Source organism: Patulibacter sp. (genome assembly GCF_030655195.1).
GTDB lineage: Bacteria > Actinomycetota > Thermoleophilia > Solirubrobacterales > Solirubrobacteraceae > Patulibacter.
In genome coordinates this window covers 14,861-31,550 of the sequence record NZ_JAURWA010000102.1, presented here as the reverse complement: position 1 = coordinate 31,550, position 16,690 = coordinate 14,861, and the positions used below count along the sequence as shown (strand labels likewise).

The 16,690-nt window shown below is 73.4% G+C and carries 15 protein-coding genes; 10 read left to right on the top strand and 5 right to left on the bottom strand.

Annotated features, from left to right (window positions below; translation table 11 throughout):
* The 3 genes from Q7T67_RS10545 to sucC all read right to left on the bottom strand — a co-directional run.
* A partial coding sequence (locus tag Q7T67_RS10545; protein ID WP_304788836.1) for a putative sulfate exporter family transporter occupies positions 1 to 427 on the bottom strand: 427 nt, incomplete at its 3' end.
* 657 nt (positions 428 to 1,084) lie between these two features.
* Complete coding sequence (gene sucD / locus Q7T67_RS10540) at positions 1,085 to 1,963, bottom strand: succinate--CoA ligase subunit alpha (protein ID WP_304788834.1); 879 nt, start codon at positions 1,961 to 1,963, stop codon at positions 1,085 to 1,087.
* Positions 1,963 to 3,111: an ADP-forming succinate--CoA ligase subunit beta gene (sucC, locus tag Q7T67_RS10535; protein ID WP_304788832.1), complete on the bottom strand. Its 1,149-nt coding sequence runs from the start codon at positions 3,109 to 3,111 to the stop codon at positions 1,963 to 1,965. The genes sucD and sucC overlap by 1 nt, the downstream gene beginning before the upstream one ends.
* Positions 3,112 to 3,575: 464 nt before the next feature.
* On the opposite strand from sucC, the gene Q7T67_RS10530 reads away from it, so the two are divergent.
* The 5 genes from Q7T67_RS10530 to Q7T67_RS10510 all read left to right on the top strand — a co-directional run bounded on the left by Q7T67_RS10530 (position 3,576) and on the right by Q7T67_RS10510 (position 9,814).
* Positions 3,576 to 4,547 (top strand): ATP-binding cassette domain-containing protein, encoded by a 972-nt coding sequence (locus Q7T67_RS10530; RefSeq protein WP_304788830.1) that lies wholly within the window; start codon positions 3,576 to 3,578, stop codon positions 4,545 to 4,547.
* The gene (locus Q7T67_RS10525) at positions 4,544 to 5,317 is read left to right on the top strand and encodes an ABC transporter permease (RefSeq protein ID WP_304788828.1); all 774 of its coding nucleotides are present in this window, start codon (positions 4,544 to 4,546) and stop codon (positions 5,315 to 5,317) included. The genes Q7T67_RS10530 and Q7T67_RS10525 overlap by 4 nt, the downstream gene beginning before the upstream one ends.
* 58 nt (positions 5,318 to 5,375) lie before the next feature.
* Positions 5,376 to 5,843 carry an ABATE domain-containing protein gene (locus tag Q7T67_RS10520; RefSeq protein WP_304788826.1) on the top strand — a complete coding sequence of 156 codons (468 nt, stop codon included), beginning with the start codon at positions 5,376 to 5,378 and terminating at the stop codon, positions 5,841 to 5,843.
* A gap of 323 nt (positions 5,844 to 6,166) precedes the next feature.
* On the top strand, positions 6,167 to 8,047 hold the full coding sequence (locus Q7T67_RS10515) for an assimilatory sulfite reductase (NADPH) flavoprotein subunit (protein WP_304788824.1): 1,881 nt from the start codon (positions 6,167 to 6,169) through the stop codon (positions 8,045 to 8,047).
* A 9-nt stretch (positions 8,048 to 8,056) separates the two neighbouring features.
* Complete coding sequence (locus Q7T67_RS10510; protein WP_304788822.1) at positions 8,057 to 9,814, top strand: NADPH-dependent assimilatory sulfite reductase hemoprotein subunit; 1,758 nt, start codon at positions 8,057 to 8,059, stop codon at positions 9,812 to 9,814.
* A 240-nt stretch (positions 9,815 to 10,054) separates the two neighbouring features.
* On the opposite strand, the gene Q7T67_RS10505 is transcribed toward Q7T67_RS10510, so the two are convergent.
* Positions 10,055 to 10,984 carry an NADP-dependent oxidoreductase gene (locus tag Q7T67_RS10505; protein WP_304788820.1) on the bottom strand — a complete coding sequence of 310 codons (930 nt, stop codon included), beginning with the start codon at positions 10,982 to 10,984 and terminating at the stop codon, positions 10,055 to 10,057.
* 133 nt (positions 10,985 to 11,117) lie between these two features.
* Between Q7T67_RS10505 and Q7T67_RS10500 the strand changes: the two genes are divergently transcribed.
* The 4 genes from Q7T67_RS10500 (at position 11,118) to Q7T67_RS10485 (ending at position 14,031) form a co-directional block, all read left to right on the top strand.
* Positions 11,118 to 11,612, top strand: coding sequence for a MarR family winged helix-turn-helix transcriptional regulator (locus tag Q7T67_RS10500; RefSeq protein WP_304788818.1), 495 nt, complete (start codon positions 11,118 to 11,120; stop codon positions 11,610 to 11,612).
* A gap of 72 nt (positions 11,613 to 11,684) precedes the next feature.
* Positions 11,685 to 12,374, top strand: a complete 690-nt coding sequence (locus tag Q7T67_RS10495; protein ID WP_304788816.1) for an HAD-IA family hydrolase — start codon at positions 11,685 to 11,687, stop codon at positions 12,372 to 12,374.
* A gap of 122 nt (positions 12,375 to 12,496) precedes the next feature.
* Positions 12,497 to 13,363: an MBL fold metallo-hydrolase gene (locus Q7T67_RS10490; protein WP_304788814.1), complete on the top strand. Its 867-nt coding sequence runs from the start codon at positions 12,497 to 12,499 to the stop codon at positions 13,361 to 13,363.
* Between the two features lie 68 nt (positions 13,364 to 13,431).
* Positions 13,432 to 14,031, top strand: coding sequence for a hypothetical protein (locus Q7T67_RS10485; RefSeq protein WP_304788812.1), 600 nt, complete (start codon positions 13,432 to 13,434; stop codon positions 14,029 to 14,031).
* Here Q7T67_RS10485 and Q7T67_RS10480 read toward each other — a convergent pair.
* Positions 13,991 to 14,821, bottom strand: a complete 831-nt coding sequence (locus tag Q7T67_RS10480; RefSeq protein ID WP_304788810.1) for an ABC transporter permease — start codon at positions 14,819 to 14,821, stop codon at positions 13,991 to 13,993. The genes Q7T67_RS10485 and Q7T67_RS10480 overlap by 41 nt on opposite strands.
* Positions 14,822 to 14,889: 68 nt before the next feature.
* Between Q7T67_RS10480 and Q7T67_RS10475 the strand changes: the two genes are divergently transcribed.
* The gene (locus Q7T67_RS10475) at positions 14,890 to 16,653 is read left to right on the top strand and encodes a hypothetical protein (protein WP_304788808.1); all 1,764 of its coding nucleotides are present in this window, start codon (positions 14,890 to 14,892) and stop codon (positions 16,651 to 16,653) included.
* Positions 16,654 to 16,690 lie beyond the last annotated feature (37 nt).

The window sequence follows — 16,690 nt, the reverse complement described above, 5'->3', positions numbered from 1 at the left end:
CCGCGGTGCCGACGCCGGCGAGTGCGCCGTATTCGGCGGCTTGGCCCAGCAACCGCGCCATCATCAATCCGGCGAGAACGGTGGCGACCATCGAGACGATGACGATGAGCGCGGCCGGAAGCCCGATGCCGTAGATGTCGCCGAGCGCGATCTTCAAGCCGAGCAGGGCGACGGCCCAGCGCAGGATCTTTTTCACCGCGAATGTGATGCCGGGCTGAAACTGCGGCCGGACCGCGACCGGATTGAGCGCGACGCCGATGATGAGCGCGATGATGATCGCCGGGATTGGCGCGATGCGGCCGACCCACGGCGCGGCGAGATATGCCGCGAGCGCGATGATGAACGACAGCAGAAGGCCCGGCGCGAGTTTGCGCAGTGTCGTCATCGTTTCGGTCACGCGGCTGCGCGGTGCGGTCGTGGCGTCCACCTTCAACTCCGGATCGAATAACGCGCGGGGTTCATCTCAGCGCACGAGCCCGGCTTCGCGTGCGTAGCGCATGACGCCCGGATGGATGAGGTCCTGGCGCGGCGCGGCGGCAAGGGCCCGCGCTAAAAGACGGCGCGGCGCGGAGGCAGGGGCCCGGGCGGGGCGACGGCGCGGCAGGCAGCCCCCGCCCGCAGGGCCAGGGCCGTGGCGTGCAGGCGACGGGGCGACGAAAAGGTGCGACACGTCGGGCCTCGCGGGACGTCGCGCACCTCTCCGTCGTCAGGACGACGAGAACGTGCGGAACGGCGACTGCGGTCCGGGGTTCCGCACGTTCCCGCTGCCCGCGGCCATGCGAGCGGGCCCGGCGACCCGGTGCCCGCACCACGCCGCCCCTGCCCCGCCGCCCGCGCCCCGGGCGGCCCGCCTACCGCGCCGCCCCCGCCCCGGGCGGTCCGCTCACCCCGCCTACTGCGCCCCGGGCGGCCCGCCGCCCACCGCCCGGCCCGCCTACTGCGCCGCCTCCGCCCCGCCGCCCATCGCGCCCCCCGCCCCGCCCCCCGGAACGACGACGGGGCGACCGATGGTCGCCCCGCAGGTCCTCCCGCCGGCCCCGCTCTCGCGGGCCCGGCGTGTGCTCCGCCCCGACGGGCGGAGGCGCTACTTCTTGAGGATGTCGATTGCGATCTCGGCGACCTCGGTGGGGGTGCGACCGACGCGCACGCCCTTGGCCTCGAGCGCCTCGGCCTTGGCCTTGGCGGTGCCGGCGGAGCCGGAGACGATGGCGCCGGCGTGGCCCATCTGCTTGCCCTCGGGGGCCGTGAAGCCGGCGATGTAGCCGACGACGGGCTTCGTGACGTGCTCGCCGATGTACTCGGCGGCCTCCTCCTCGGCGGAGCCGCCGATCTCGCCGGAGAGGACGATCAGCTCGGTCTCGTCGTCCTTCTCGAAGCGCTCGATGATGTCGATGAACGACGAGCCCGGGACCGGGTCGCCGCCGATGCCGACGATCGAGGAGTTGCCGAAGCCGGCCTGGGCCAGCTCGTTGCCGATCTGGTAGGTCAGCGTGCCGGAGCGCGAGACGACGCCGACGTTGCCCGGCTTGAAGAACGACGCCGGGATGATGCCGACGTTCGCCTTGCCCGGGGACAGGATGCCGGGGCAGTTCGGGCCGACGACCGTCGTGCCGGGGTAGTCCCGCTTGACCGTGTTGTAGAGCTTCAGCTCGTCGTGGGCCGGGATGCCCTCGGTGATGATGATCACGAGCTCGACGCCGGCGGCGGCGGCCTCCAGCGCCGACGCGGCTGCGAACGGCGGCGGCACGAAGATCATCGCCGTGTTGGCGCCGCTCTCCTTGACCGTCGTCTCCCAGTCGCCGAAGACGGGGATGCCCTCGACGTCCTCGCCGGCCTTCTTCGGGTTGACGCCGCCGACGACGTTCGTGCCGTAGGTCTTGTTGTTCAGCGTGTGGAAGCGCCCCTCGCGGCCGGTGATGCCGGCGACGGCGAGCTTCGTGTTCTCGGTGACCAGGATCGACATCAGCTGTTCCCCTTCGCCGCCGCGACGACCTTCTCGGCCGCCTCGTTCATCGTCTTCGCCGTCTGCACGTTGGGCAGCTGGGCCTTCTCGAGGATCTCGCGACCCTGGACGTCGTTCGTGCCGTCGAGGCGGACGACGAACGGGACCGTCGGCTTGAGGTCGGCGAACGCGGCGACCAGGCCGTTGGCGACCTCGTCGCAGCGGGTGATGCCGCCGAAGATGTTGAAGAGCACGGCCTCGACGGCGTCGTTGGAGAGGATGATCTCCACGGCCTGCTTGACCTTGGCGGCGTCGGATCCTCCGCCGGCGTCCAGGAAGTTGGCGGGCTCGCCGCCGGCCTGCGCGACGACGTCCAGCGTCGACATGACCAGCCCGGCGCCGTTGCCGAGGATGCCGATGTTGCCGTCGAGCTTGACGTAGACGACGTCCTGCTCGGCCGCCTTGACCTCGATCGGGTCGAGGTTGGCCTTGTCGCCGAGCTCGGCGTGGTCCGGGTGACGGAACGCGGCGTTGCCGTCGAGCGTGACCTTGGCGTCGAGCGCCTTGACCTTGCGGTCGGGCGTGACGATCAGCGGGTTGATCTCGGCGAGGGAGGCGTCCTCCTCGATCCAGACCTTGTAGAGCGCGACCAGGGCGTCGGCGACGCCCTCGATGACGTCCTCGTCGGCCTTGCCCTTCGTGGCGATGTCGAGGGCCTGCTCCTTCGTCAGCCCGACGAGCGGGTCGACGTTCTGGCGGATCAGCTTCTCGGGCGTCTCGACGGCGACGGTCTCGATCTCGATGCCGCCCTCCGTGGAGAACATGACGAGCGGCTTCTTGGCCGAGCGGTCCAGGAGGACGGAGGCGTAGTACTCCGTCTCGATGTCCGAGGCGTGCTCGATCCACAGGGTGCGCGTGATGTGCCCCTTGATGTCGAGGCCGAGGATGTTGGTCGCGTGCTCGCGCGCCTCCTCCTCGTTCGACGCCAGCTTGACGCCGCCGGCCTTGCCGCGGCCACCCATCAAGACCTGGGCCTTGACGACGACGGGGTAGCCGATCTTGTTCGCGGCTGCGACGGCGTCGTCGACGGTCGTGACGGCGCTGCCGTCCGACACGTCCAGCCCGTGCTTCGCGAACAGCTGCTTGCCTTGGTACTCGAGCAGGTCCATGTGCGGTTCCTGAGTCGTATGGGGAACGCGCGGCAGGCGGTCGGGGCCCTTCGGACCCGGTCGACGGTCGCGCTGTGCGTGAGGGCCGGGCGGGCGCTCGCGCACCCGCTCGGACAACCGTCGGGACACTAGTACGCGTGGGGTGCAGGCGCGGTTCGGTGGGCCCCGATCGCCCGTGCCCACCCCACGTCCGGGTGGGTCGGGCCCCGACCGATGAGTCCTGCGGGCCCCGGCGGTCCTGGGGGTGACGCGATGGCCCCCCGCCGCGCCGACCCCCGAGCCACCGACCGATCGCGGACCGCCGATGTCCGCGTGCGCCGAGAAGGTCCACCCATGAGCCCCACCCGCCAGACCGAGCCCTCACGGGCGCTCACCGCCCCGTCGGACTCGAACCCGTCGACGGCGTGCACGTCCGGGGTCCCCGTCCCCGGCGAGCGTCGCGGCGCCACGTATGGTGGTCGGCGATGAGCACCGACCCCGTCATCGAGGCCCGGGGCCTCCGTCGCTCCTTCGGCGACGTCCACGCGCTGCAGGGCGTCGACCTCGTCGCGCCCGCCGGCACCGTCCTCGGCGTCCTGGGCCCCAACGGGGCCGGCAAGACGACCGCGGTGCGGATCCTCACCACGCTCCTCCCGCCCGACGGCGGCAGCGCGACGGTGGCCGGCCTGGACGTCGTCAAGGACGCCCAGGCCCTGCGCTCGAAGATCGGCCTGGCCGGGCAGTACGCCGCCGTCGACGAGTACCTGACGGGCAAGGAGAACCTCGAGATGGTCGGCAGGCTCTACCACCTCGGCCCGGCCGAGGCCAGGGCCCGCGCCAAGGAGCTGCTGGCGGAGTTCTCGCTGACCGACGCCGGCGGCCGCGTGGCCAGCACGTACTCCGGGGGCATGCGCCGCCGGCTGGACCTGGCGGCGGCGCTCGTCGTGCGCCCGCCCGTCCTCTTCCTCGACGAGCCCACCACGGGCCTGGACCCGCGCAGCCGCAACGCGCTGTGGGAGACCATCGAGGAGCGCGTCGCCGACGGGACCACCGTCCTCCTGACCACGCAGTACCTCGAGGAGGCCGACCGCCTCGCGGACCGGATCGCCGTCATCGACCACGGTCAGGTCATCGCCGAGGGCACCTCTGACGAGCTGAAGTCCAAGGTCGGCGGCGAGCGGCTGGACCTCGTGCTGGAGGACCCGGCGCAGGCCGCCGCGGCCGTCGAGGCGCTCGCGCCGCTGTCGGACGGCGAGCCCGCGATCGACGGCACCTCGCTGTCGACCCCGCTGCGGGCCGGCGGCGGTGGCGTGGTCGTGGCGGTGCGCCGCCTCGACGCCGCCGGCGTCGGGGTCAGCGACATCGCCGTCCGTCGTCCGACCCTGGACGACGCCTTCCTGACGCTCACCGGCCGCCCGGCCGAGGAAGCGTCGACCGACGCGGAGGAGCCCGCATGAGCAGCCTGCGCTGGACCTTCTCGGACACCCTCGTCCTCGCGATGCGGCAGCTGCGCCGCATCCCGCGCCAGCCCGACCTGCTGATCGGCTACACGATCCAGCCGGTGATGTTCGTGCTGCTGTTCCGGTACGTCTTCGGCGGCGCGATCGCCACTCCGGGCTTCACGAACTACGCGAACTTCCTGATGCCGGGGATCATCGTGCAGTCGATCGCCTTCGGCGGGTTCGTGACCGCGCTGGCGATCGCGGACGACATGAACAAGGGGCTGATCGACCGCTTCCGCTCGCTGCCGATGTCGCGGATCGCGGTCCTGTCGGGCCGGGCGTTCGCGGACATCGCGCTGAACGCCCTGCAGCTCGTCGTCCTGATCGGGATCGGCCTGGTCGTCGGGTTCGGCTTCGACTCCGACGTCCCGCGCATCGCGCTGGGCATCGTCCTGCTGCTCGGCCTGGGCTTCGCGTTCTCGTGGGTCTTCTGCCTGATCGGGCTGGCGTCCGGCTCCGCGGAGACGTCCAACGCGATCGGCTTCACGCTGATCTTCCCGCTGACCTTCGCGTCCGGGGCGTTCGTGCCGCCCTCGACGATGCCCGACGGCCTGCGGCAGTTCGCCGAGGCGAACCCGTTCACCACGCTGGTCGACGCCACGCGCCACCTGTTCCTCGGCGCGCCGGCGAACTCGGACGTGTGGATGTCGATCGTCTGGATCGTCGGCATCACCGCGGTCGCCTCGACCCTGGCCGTCCGGCGCTACCGCTCGCTCGCGGGCTGAGGCCGCGGACCCGGGTCCCCGTGCGGGCGCCGGTCGGTCGGCGCGGTACCGTCGGCGCATGACCGGCCCGTGCCCCGACGACCGCGAGACCGTGTCGCTCGCGTTCGCGAACACGCCCGACGACGGCTACGCGGACGCGGGCGAGGCGGCCGCGGCCCTGCAGGCGTGGCTCGTGGAGCAGCGCCTGGTGCGGGACGGCGTCGCGGTGAGCGGGTCCGAGCTGGAGCGGTTCGTCCGCCTGCGCGAGGCCATCCGCGGGATCCTCGGCGCCCGCATCGCCGGTCGCGCGCCGGAGGGCTCGGCGGTGCGCATCGTCGAGGCCGCGGCGCTGGCCGCTCCCGGCGCCCCGATCGGCGTGTGGGCCGAGGACGGCGCCGTGACCCGTGGGTGGCGTCCGACGGGTGGAGATCCGCTGGACCGCGCGGCCGCGGCGCTCGCCGCCGACGTGGTCGACGTCGTCTGCGACCACGGCGGGCGGCTCGTCGACGGCGGGGCCGACGCGCGGTTCGTCCTGGCACCCGCCTGACCACCGGCGGGGCGGCAGCAGCCGGGCGTCGCGAGCCCCGGTCGGGAGTGGACCGGTGCCCCCCCGGCCGAGGCTACGCCCCTCGATCGAGGCCTCACCCCTCGGCCGACGGCGGGCCGCGGCCCCGGCCCCACCCGGCGCGGGTATTCCGGAATGGAATGCCGCCCTTCCCGTTCGTCCCTCGAGGCGGCCCCGACGCCCGCCATCATGGACGGTGCGGCGCCTCAATCTGCCAAAATCCGATCCGCTTACCCGCCCTCGCGCCGCCCCCTCTCGGCGCCGCCCGCCGGACCACGGCACGGGAAGCTCGAGCCCTCACCACGTTGCCTCCTTCCGCTCCCACCCTCACGCCCGACCAGCTCGAGCCCCTCGGCCGACTCGCCGGGTCGCTCGACCGCGACCAGGCGATCTGGCTCAGCGGGTACTTCGCCGGCCTGGCCGGCACCGGCACCGCGAGCCCCGCGACGGTCGGGACCCCCGCGGACGGTGCGGCCACGAACGGGGCGACCGCGGACGGCGCCCTCGTCGCACCGCCCGCCCCGGCCGGCCCCGCCGCGCGGCAGCTGACCGTCCTCTTCGGGACGGACACCGGCAACGCGAAGGAGCTCGCGGGCGAGCTGCAGACCGCCGCGAAGGGCGTCGGCATCGAGGCGACGGTCGCCGACCTGTCGAGCTACAAGCCGCGCGCCCTGAAGGACGAGCAGGACGTGCTCGTCGTCATGGCCACGCACGGCGAGGGCGACCCGCCGCCCAACGCGGTGGGGTTCTTCGAGTTCCTCGCCGGCCGCAAGGCGCCGAAGCTCGACGGCGTGCGCTTCTCCGTCCTCGCGCTCGGGGACTCGACGTACGAGCACTACTGCTCCGCCGGCCGGATCGTCGACGAGCGCTTCGCCGAGCTCGGTGCGGAGCGGATCGCCGACCGCGTCGACTGCGACGTGGACTACGAGGACGACGCGGCGGCGTGGATCGCCGACGTCGTCGGGAGGCTGACGCCCGAGGCCGCCTCCGCGACCCCCGCCGGTGCCGCCGCACCGTCCGCCGGGGCCACCGCCACCGCCTCGAGCACGGCCCACTCGAAGAAGCACCCGTTCGCGGCCCCCGTCCTCGAGAACGTCGCCCTCACCGGCCGCGGCTCGACGAAGGAGACCCGCCACGTCGAGCTGTCGCTCGAGGACTCCGGCCTGACCTTCGAGCCCGGCGACGCGCTCGGCGTCGTGCCCGAGAACGACCCCGCGCTCGTCGACACGTTGCTCGAGCGCCTGTCGCTCTCGCCCGACACCGAGGTCACCACGAAGCAGGGTCCCGCGCCCCTGCGCGAGGCGCTGACCCGCACGTTCGAGATCACCGCCGCCACGCCGCGGTTCCTCGAGCAGTGGGCCGAGCTCTCCGGCTCCTCCGAGCTGCAGGCGCTGAAGGACGGTGACGCGAAGGCCCGCACGGCGTTCTTCTACGAGCACCACGTCCTGGACTTCGTCGACCGCTTCCCGGTCGCCGGGATCGAGGCCGGGCAGTTCGTCAAGGGGCTGCGCCCGCTGCAGCCGCGGCTCTACTCCATCGCCTCCAGCCTGGCCGCCGCGCCCGACGAGGCGCACCTCACGGTCTCGACGGTGCAGTACGACCTGCACGAGAGCGGCCGCACCGGCGTGGCCTCCGGCCACCTCGCGCGGCTGCTGCACGAGGACGCCACGGTGCCGGTCTACGTCCAGAGCAACGAGCACTTCCGGCTGCCGGCCGAGGACGACGTCCCGATCATCATGGTCGGTGCCGGGACCGGCGTGGCGCCGTACCGCGCGTTCATGCAGGAGCGCGAGGCGCGCGGGGCCCAGGGCCGCTCGTGGCTCGTCTTCGGCGAGCGCAACTTCCGCACCGACTTCCTCTACCAGGTCGAGTGGCAGCAGCTCCTGAAGGACGGGACGCTGACGAAGCTCGACCCGGTCTTCTCGCGCGACAGCGTCCCGGGCGCGGCCTCGGCCCCGAAGACCTACGTGCAGCACCGCCTGCGCGAGAAGGGCGCCGAGGTCTGGGACTGGCTGCAGGACGGCGCCCGCATCTACGTCTGCGGCGACGCGAACGCGATGGCGCCCGACGTCCACACGGCGCTCGCCGAGATCGCCGTCGAGCACGGCGGCCTCGATCGCGAGGCCGCACACGAGCACCTGAACGAGCTGCAGCGGGACCACCGCTACCTCCTCGACGTCTACTAAAGGCCCCTCATGGCGACGACGAACCCGAACACCACCACGGTCGAGATCGACCGCAGCCGCGACCTCTCCCAGCCGCTCGAGAAGCTCGCCCCCGAGGAGCGGATGAAGTTCGAGTCCGACTACCTCGCCGGCTCGATCACGACGGACCTGATCGACGAGATCACGCTCGCCGTCGACGAGAACAACAACAAGCTCATGAAGTTCCATGGGATCTACCAGCAGGACGACCGCGACATCCGCGACGAGCGTCGTCAGCAGAAGCTGGAGCCCTTCTTCACGTTCATGCTCCGCGGCCGCCTGCCCGGCGGCGTCTGCACCCCCGAGCAGTGGCTCAAGATGGACGAGCTCGGCCGCACCTACGGCAACGAGCAGTTCCGCCTGACCACGCGCCAGACGTTCCAGTTCCACTACCTCAACCGCAACGCCCTGCGGCAGGTCATGCTCGGCCTGCGCGACGTCGGGCTCGACGGCAAGGCCGCCTGCGGCGACGTCGCACGCACCGTCATGAGCGGCGTGCACCCCGGCCTCTCCAAGCTCCACAAGCAGGTCTTCGAGCAGGCGCAGCGCACCAGCGACCACGTCATCCACAAGACCTCCGCCTACGAGGAGATCTGGTTCGGCGAGAAGCCTGCGGAGCCGCGTGGCGCGTCCGAGGAGCCCTTCTACGGCAAGCAGTACATGCCGCGGAAGTTCAAGATCGGCTTCGCGGTCCCGCCGAGCAACGACATCGACATCTACTCGCAGGACCTCGGCTTCGTCGCCGTCGCCAGCCGCGGCAAGCTCAAGGGCTTCAACGTCGTCATCGGCGGCGGCATGGGTCGTGCGGACCGCGCACCCGAGACCTACCCGCGCCTGGGCGACGTCATCGGCTACGTCGACGTCGACCAGCTCGAGCCCGTCCTCGACGCCGTCATGGGCGTGCAGCGCGACTTCGGCGACCGCGTCACCCGCGCCCACGCGCGGTTCAAGTACACGATCGACGACAAGGGCCTCGACGTCATCAAGGCCGAGATCGAACGGCGCCTCGGCTTCGCGCTCGCCCCGGCCAAGAAGTTCACGTTCGACTCCAACGGCGACCAGCTCGGTTGGACGACGGGCGACGACGGCCTCGAGCACTGCACCGTCTTCATCGAGAGCGGCCGCATCATCAACAAGGGCGACCGCCGCCTGCTCGACGGGCTGAAGGCCGTCGCCGAGACCGGCACCTGCGTGTTCCGCCTGACGCCGAACCAGTCCGTGATCCTCTCGGACATCGCGCCGGCGGACCGCCCGCAGGTCGAGGCGCTCCTGGCCGAGCACGGCATCGACTCCGAGCCGAAGAAGGGCCTCTCCGCCCTGCGCCTGAACTCGATGGCGTGCGTCGCGATGCCGACCTGCGGTCTGGCGATGGCCGAGGCCGAGCGCTACCTGCCGGTCCTCATCACGAAGATCGAGGGTCTGCTCGAGACGCACGGCCTGATGGACGACCCGATCACGATCCGGATGACGGGCTGCCCCAACGGCTGCGCCCGCCCGTACATCGCGGAGATCGCCCTGACCGGTCGCGCCCCGGGCAAGTACAACCTCTACCTCGGCGCCGGCTTCCACGGCGAGCGGCTGAACAAGATGGTCCGCGAGAACGTCGGCGAGGACGTCATCCTCGAGGTCCTCGACGAGACGCTCGGCGCCTACGCGAAGGACCGCAACGCGGGCGAGCGCTTCGGTGACTTCGTCGTCCGGGCGGGCTTCGTGGCGGAGGTCAAGGAAGGCCGCCACTTCAACGACTAGAGGGAGGCTGGGACGCCGCCGGGCCAGGACGCCGTCCGGGTCGGGGGCGCCGCGTTCGGTGGCCGCGCCGGCCGGGTCCCTGCCTCCGCCCGGCACCGGCCCGACGGCTGAGGGCACGCCGTCCGGCCTGGAGGCCTTCCGGGGCACCGCCCCCGCGTTCGGTGGTGGCCGCGCCGGCCGGGTCTTCGCCTCCGACCGGCACCGGCCCGACGGCTGAGCGTCGGCCCGGGCCGACGGGCCTCAGGGGAGGACGACGGTGCGGGCGATCGGCTCGCCGGCGGCGGCCCGGGCGTGGACCCGGTGCAGGTCCGCCAGCGGGACCCGCTCCGCGACCTCGACCCGCAGCTCGCCGCGGTCGACCATCGCGACCAGGCGCGACAGCTGCTCGGCGTCGCTCCGCACGAGGACCCCGACGGCGCGCACCCCGCGTGCCTCGTCGGACGGCGTCGGGACCGCCGGCACCGAGTTGACGACCACGCCACCGTCCCTGACCAGCTCCGAGAGCTCGCGCAGCCGCTCCGCGTCGATACGGGCGAGGTTGACGAGGACGTCGACCGGCTCGGCGGTCGTCACCGCCGCGGCCGTGTGGTCGACGACCTCGTCCGCACCGGCGGCCCGGACGCGCGCCACGCTGCGCGGGCTGGCCGTGCCGATCACGTGCGCCCCCGCGTGGCGGGCCAGCTGCACCGCGTAGCCGCCCACCGCCCCACCGGCACCGTTGATCAGCACGCGCTGTCCGGCGCGCAGACCGGCGTCGTCGAAGAGCGCCTGGTAGGCCGTCAGCGCCACCATCGGCAGCGCCGCGGCGTCCGCGAGGGGGATGCTCACCGGGGCGGACACGAGCGCCTCGATCGGAGCGACGACGTGCTCCGCGGCCGCGCCGTCGGCCGTCATCGGCAGGAACCCGACGATGGCGTCCCCGACGTCGAGCCCGCGCGCGTCCGGGCCCAGCGCGTCGACCGTCCCCGAGACCTCGACGCCCGGAACGTGCGGCAGCGACATCGGGAACGCGTCGCGGAGCCAGCCGCCGCGGAGCCCGTCATCGACCGGGTTGAACGTGGAGGCGGCGACGCGGACCCGCACCTCGCCGGGGCCGGGCTCGGGGAGCGCCGCGTCCTCGTACCGCAGGACGCCGGCGTCGCCGTACTCGTGGAATCGCACTGCCTTCATGGGGCCTCGTCTCGCTTGGTGGATGATGCTTCGAGTTCGAAGCACCTGCAGGGGCAACCGTAGCACTACTTCGAATTCGAAACAAGAGAGTCGGGCCCCGTCCCTTCGAGTTCGAAGCACGTAGGGTCCGGCCATGGCCGACCCGCCGACGCTGGACCCCGCGCAGCTCGGCGCGTACTTCGCCCTGATCGACGTGGTGAGCCTGCTGCGCCACCAGGTCGAGCAGCAGCTGCGCGACGACGGCGACCTGAGCTTCGTCCAGTTCCAGCTGCTCGCGCGGCTCGGCGACGCACCGGCCGGCGGGCGGCGCATGACCGACCTGGCGGACGGGCTCGTCCACAGCCGCAGCGGGCTGACCTACCAGGTGGGCCTGCTCGAGAAGGAGGGGCTGGTCGCGCGCACGGCGGCCCCCGAGGACGAGCGGGGCACGGTCGTCACGATCACGGGCGCGGGACGCGAGCGGCTGGCCCGCGTGTTCCCGGGGCACGTCGACGTGGTCCGGGGTCTGCTGTTCGAGCCGTTGTCCCGGGAGGACGTCGGCGACCTCACCCGGGTCCTCGCCCCGGTGCGCGACCACATGCGCGCGGCACCGCCCCGGTCGGCCGCGCGCCGCCGCCCGCGGTCCTGACCGCCGCGGCCGACGCGTACCGATCACGCATCGGCCGCCGTCTGCGGCGTACACAATGTCATACTGGGCGGAATGCCACTTCCCAAGCAGATCGATTTCGTCACGATGGACGTGTACGGCACGTTGATCGACTGGGAGGCCGGGATCGTCGAGGCGTTCACGAAGGAGGCCGGCAAGGACGGCTTCACCTTCGAGAAGGACCGCCTCCTCAACCTCTTCCACGAGAAGCACCGCGAGATCGCGGCCGGCTCGTACGAGCTCTACGCCGAGGTCCTCCGCCGCACCGCCCGCGAGGTCGCCGCCGAGCTCGGCTGGGACGACCTGCGTCAGGAGCCGGCGCGCGCGAACTTCCTGCCGGACTCCGTCGAGCGCTGGCGCCCGTTCCGCGAGACGATGCCGCAGCTGCGCAAGCTCGGCAAGGAGTTCAAGACGGGCCTCGTCTCGAACATCGACGACAAGCTCCTCGGCCTCACGCGCCGGCACATCCGCCACGACTTCGACCTCGTCGTCACCGCCCAGCAGGTCCGCTCGTACAAGCCGGACTCCGCGCACTTCACCGAGATCGCGCGCCGCGCGGGTTCCAAGAAGAACTGGGTCCACATCGCGTCGGGCTACTACGCCGACGTCGCGCCGTGCCTGAAGTCGAAGGTCCCCGTGATCTGGATCAACCGGCACGGCGAGGAGCTCGAGAAGGGCACCAAGCAGCCGACGATCGAGGTCAAGACGCTGCTCGACGCGGTCCGCGAGCTCGGCCTGAAGTAGGGCCCTCCGCGGGCGACGCGCGGGACGGCGACGTCCTGCCCGCCCGCGCCGGCCGACGGGTCGGCCCCGCGCGGACCCCGCGCGGCGGCGTCCCACGGGCCCGGGTTGGGATGCTGTGGGCGATGCGTGCCCTCGCCGTCCATCCCGACGTCCTCGTCGTCGTCTCCCGCGTCTGGCAGACCACCGCCGCGATCGTCCGCGCTCCCGCCGCCCCCGCGGGATCCGAGCCCGCGGAGAACCCGTTGGGGGCGGCCGCCGCGGCCGCGCCGCGAGAGGCGTTCCTCGTCGACTCCCCGGTCTACCCGGACGAGCTCGAGCTGACCGCACAGGTCGCCGGGCAGGCCGGGTTCGGCGTCGCCGGGCTGCTCGCCACGCACGGCGACTGGGACCACCTGCTCGGGCGCTTCGCGTTCCCCGAGGCGGCGCTCGGGGTCGCCGAGACCACGGCGGCACGGCTCTCGGGCCACTCCGGCGAGGCGGTGCGGGCCCTGCGGGCGTTCGACGACGAGCACTACGTGCAGCGCGGCCAGAACGGCACGCCGCCCGGCCTGAAGCTCGGCGAGCTGCAGGCGCTCCCGGTCCCGGGCAAGATCGGCCTGGCCGGACCCGACACGGGCGACGGTGCGCCGGCGGAGCACGACCTCGAGCTGCACCCCGCTCCGGGGCACACCGCCGACGGCATGGCGATCTGGGTGCCGTGGGCCCGCACCCTGATCTGCGGCGACTACCTCTCGCCGGTCGAGATCCCGACGTGGCACGACCACGAGGGCTCGCGCTCGCAGTACCGGGCGACGCTCGACGTGCTCAAGCCGCTCGTCGACCAGGCCGACTGGGTGATCCCGGGCCACGGCGGGCCGATCGACGGCGACCGGGCCCTGGCGCTCTGGCGGGAGGACGTCGCCTACGTCGACCGCTACGCGATGCCGATCGCCCGCAGCGGGGCCCGGCAGAAGCAGCTGCACGCGGCCAACGAGGCCGCCTCGGCCTGAGCGTCGAGGGGCGGCCGCCGACGTCCCAGGCCGGTGGACCCGGTCGCCGCGGTGGGTACCTTGAGGTCATGACCGGTCCCGTCCCGGGCGCGGGGACGCACCCGAACCCCCTCTCGCGGCTGCGCGGCTACGGCGCCCACGTCCGGGCGCAGAACGACGAGTACGGCCGTCTGATCCCGTGGTGGGTCGCGCGACTGTTCGCCGTCTGCGCGGTGCTGCTGATCCCGTGGAGCGCCTTCCTGGTCCTCACCCTGCCGGGGCACACGACGGCCCACGCGTGGAACCTGGCCTGGGCGGGGTTCGACGTCGGGATGGCGGTCGTGCTCGGCGCGACCGCCTTCGCCGTCGTCACCCGGTCCGTCTGGAGCGGCCCGCTGGCCGCGGCCGCCGGCACGATGCTGCTCGTCGACGCCTGGTTCGACGTCACGACCTCGGCACCGGGGGCCGAGCAGGTGCAGGCGATCGCGATGGCGGTCCTCGTCGAGATCCCGCTCGCGCTGCTGCTGCTGGCGACGGCCCGCCACATCGGCCTCGTGGTCGTCCAGGCGCGGCGCTACCTGGAGGCCGCGGACGTCCACCTCGTCGGCGGTCGCCTCGTCGGGCCCGACGGGGCGCCGGCGGTTCGGGTCAGTCGATCGCGCGGCGGCGGAAGCCCAGGAGGCCGATGACGCCGAAGACGACGATGCTGCCGACGATGCCGAGGGGGATCGCCCAGGTGGCCATGTGCTCGCCCGTGCCGATCGCCGCGCGGGCGCCCTCGCTGACGTAGGTCAGCGGGTTCAGGAGCGTGACGACCTGGAACCACCGGAGGCTGTCGAGCGACGACCAGGGGTAGAACGTCGCCCCGGTGAAGAGCAGCGGGGTCAGGATCACCGCGAAGGCGATGTTGATCTTGTTGGCCGGCACGACCGTGCCCATGACGAGACCGAGGCAGCCGCCGGCGACGGCGCCGCCGGCCACCACGGCGATCAGCGCGATCCAGTTCGCCCCGCCGAGCTGCAGGCCGTCGGGCAGGACGACCGCGGCGATCGGCAGCAGGACGAAGGCGGAGAAGATCCCGCGCAGGGCGGCGTGGACGATCTTCTCGACGCCCACCGCCCAGGCAGGGAGCGGGGCCAGCAGACGGTCCTCGATCTCCTTGGTGAACGAGAACTCGATCACCAGCGGGAGGGCGACGTTCTGCAGCGAGACCGTGATCGCGGTCAGCGCCATGACGCCCGGCAGCAGCAGGCTGCCGTAGGAGCCCTGCGCCTGACCGATCTCGGGCAGCACCCGGCCGAAGATGAAGAGGAAGAAGATCGGCTGGAGCAGGGCCTGGGCGAGGAAGCCGCCCGGCTCGCGACGGATCGTCACCCACAGGTCCCGGCTGAGGATCGCGAGGAACGCGCGGCGACGGGTGCCGGCGGCGGCCCCGGGCGGGGTGCGGTCCGGGGTGGCGGTCACGGGCGCGGAGGACACGGTCCGAGGGTACGCCAGCGCGCCGCCGGCGTCGCCCGTGCGGACCGTCCCGGCTAGGGTCGCGCGGGATGGACGCCCCCGCCGCCGACCCGTCCGCGGTCCCCGCCGACCTCGACGCGCTCGCCGCGGACGACGGTGCCGCGCTGCGCGACCGCGTCCGGCAGGCCCCGGTGCAGCGGGTGCCGCGCGCCGACCTCGACGGCCACGTGGGCCTGTCGTCGCGGACCCTCCACGAGCTCGGGGTGACGATCGCCCCGATCGGCCTGCGCGACGTGCCGGCGGCGGTGGCCGGGCGGCTGCAGATCGTCGCCGGGGTGCTGGTGGCCGGCGCGCTGCTGGGCTTCGCGCTCGCCTTCCTCGCCGAGGGCGTCTTCGGGCTGCTCGGCGTGCTGGAGAACGACCGGCGCGACCGCGTCGACAGCGGTGCGGCGCTCGCCACCTTCGTGGGCCTCGGCGGGTGGGGCGGCGTCGTGCTCCTCCGGCAGGGCGTGCGGCAGGTCCGGGCCGGTCGGACGCACCGGCGCCGCGCCCGGGGCGCCGGCATCGATCCTGCGCTCGACCCGCAGGCCCGCCCCACGGTGGCGGTCGTCCGCGAGCCGCACGGCCTGCGGGTGTCGCTGCTGTGGCTGCGGGGCGATCCGTCCGACGCCGGGTTGCTGGAGGTCCGGACGATCGCCGAGGAGCGGGTGCCCGCCGACCTGCCCGGCGCGGCGGAGGACCTCGTCGACCGGTACGCGGAGGTCGTCGTCCGCGCCGACGCGGCCCGCGTGCTGCCCCGTCACGACGGCGTCGCGGCGGCGCCGGCGTCCGCGCCCGCGGCGCTCGTCGCTGCGGCGGCGACGGAGCTGCCGACCGTCGACCCACGGGTCGCGGTCCCGGACGGCTGGGACCCCGAGCCACTGACCGACGACGGCCGGGCCGAGCTGGCCGCGCGGTTGGTCCGCGCACGCCCGAAGGTCTGGAACGCGGCCGAGCTCGAGCGCCTGGCGGTCGATCCCGCGCGACCCCTGCGGCACCGGCCCGGCCGGTGGCCCTCCGACACCGCCCGGAGGGCACCCCTGGCCCCGCCCCTGCCCACGGGCCCCCGACGGCTGCTCCACGGGGCGGCGTGGACCGCCGGCGTCGTCTGGGTCGTCGCCGCGGGCAGCATGGGCTCCGCCCGGCGGTCCGAGATCGAGGAGCGGGAGCCGGTCGCGTTCGCGGCCCTCGCCGTCTGCGTCGTCCTCGTGGCGATCGTGGTCGTCGTCCGTCGCCGGGCGGCGGGGCGTCGGCTGCTGCGGTCGGTCCACCGCGCGGCCCGGTCGCAGCCGGCGTCGCTCGAACGCGGGGTGCCGGACGGCGCCGGCCGGGTGCTCGTGCTCCACGGGGTCCGCGACGACGGGACGGACCGCCTCGAGCTCGTCCACGTCCGGCCGGCGCCCCAGGAAGGTGCGGACCGACGCCTGCAGGTCCGCACCCTCGCGTGGTGGGAGCCGCGGCCCGGCGGGGTCCTCGAGGCCCGCGAGGTGGGGCAGGACTTCTGGCGGATCGCGGACGACGCCGGCTTCGTCGCGGGTCGCCGCGCGGCGGACGCCCGCGGGGTGGAGCGGCTGAACGTCCTGCTGGGCCGGTCGACGGACCGCGCGGTCCGGCGTCGCCTGCACGACGAGCCGCTGGCCTGGGCCGTCTGGCCCTTCGCTCTCTTCTTCGCCGTCTTCGCGCTCGGGATCGCGGTGAGCGACGATCCGTTCGACGAGGGCGGCGGCATCGCGCTGGCGGTCCTGACCTGGCCGGCGCTGACGGCGTGGCTGTTCCTGCGCGCCGCCCGGCGGGTGCAGGACCCGGTGGACTGAGCCCGTCGGGGCGTCGGGTCCCGGCGCCCGCGTCCGC

Excerpts from the sequence above, each read along its gene's own strand:
- sucD (WP_304788834.1), bottom strand. The coding sequence starts at position 1,963 with ATGTCGATCCTGGTCACCGAGAACACGAAGCTCGCCGTCGCCGGCATC.
- sucC (WP_304788832.1), bottom strand. The coding sequence starts at position 3,111 with ATGGACCTGCTCGAGTACCAAGGCAAGCAGCTGTTCGCGAAGCACGGG.
- Q7T67_RS10530 (WP_304788830.1), top strand. The coding sequence starts at position 3,576 with ATGAGCACCGACCCCGTCATCGAGGCCCGGGGCCTCCGTCGCTCCTTC.
- Q7T67_RS10525 (WP_304788828.1), top strand. The coding sequence starts at position 4,544 with ATGAGCAGCCTGCGCTGGACCTTCTCGGACACCCTCGTCCTCGCGATG.
- Q7T67_RS10520 (WP_304788826.1), top strand. The coding sequence starts at position 5,376 with ATGACCGGCCCGTGCCCCGACGACCGCGAGACCGTGTCGCTCGCGTTC.
- Q7T67_RS10510 (WP_304788822.1), top strand. The coding sequence starts at position 8,057 with ATGGCGACGACGAACCCGAACACCACCACGGTCGAGATCGACCGCAGC.
- Q7T67_RS10505 (WP_304788820.1), bottom strand. The coding sequence starts at position 10,984 with ATGAAGGCAGTGCGATTCCACGAGTACGGCGACGCCGGCGTCCTGCGG.
- Q7T67_RS10500 (WP_304788818.1), top strand. The coding sequence starts at position 11,118 with ATGGCCGACCCGCCGACGCTGGACCCCGCGCAGCTCGGCGCGTACTTC.
- Q7T67_RS10495 (WP_304788816.1), top strand. The coding sequence starts at position 11,685 with ATGCCACTTCCCAAGCAGATCGATTTCGTCACGATGGACGTGTACGGC.
- Q7T67_RS10490 (WP_304788814.1), top strand. The coding sequence starts at position 12,497 with ATGCGTGCCCTCGCCGTCCATCCCGACGTCCTCGTCGTCGTCTCCCGC.
- Q7T67_RS10485 (WP_304788812.1), top strand. The coding sequence starts at position 13,432 with ATGACCGGTCCCGTCCCGGGCGCGGGGACGCACCCGAACCCCCTCTCG.
- Q7T67_RS10475 (WP_304788808.1), top strand. The coding sequence starts at position 14,890 with ATGGACGCCCCCGCCGCCGACCCGTCCGCGGTCCCCGCCGACCTCGAC.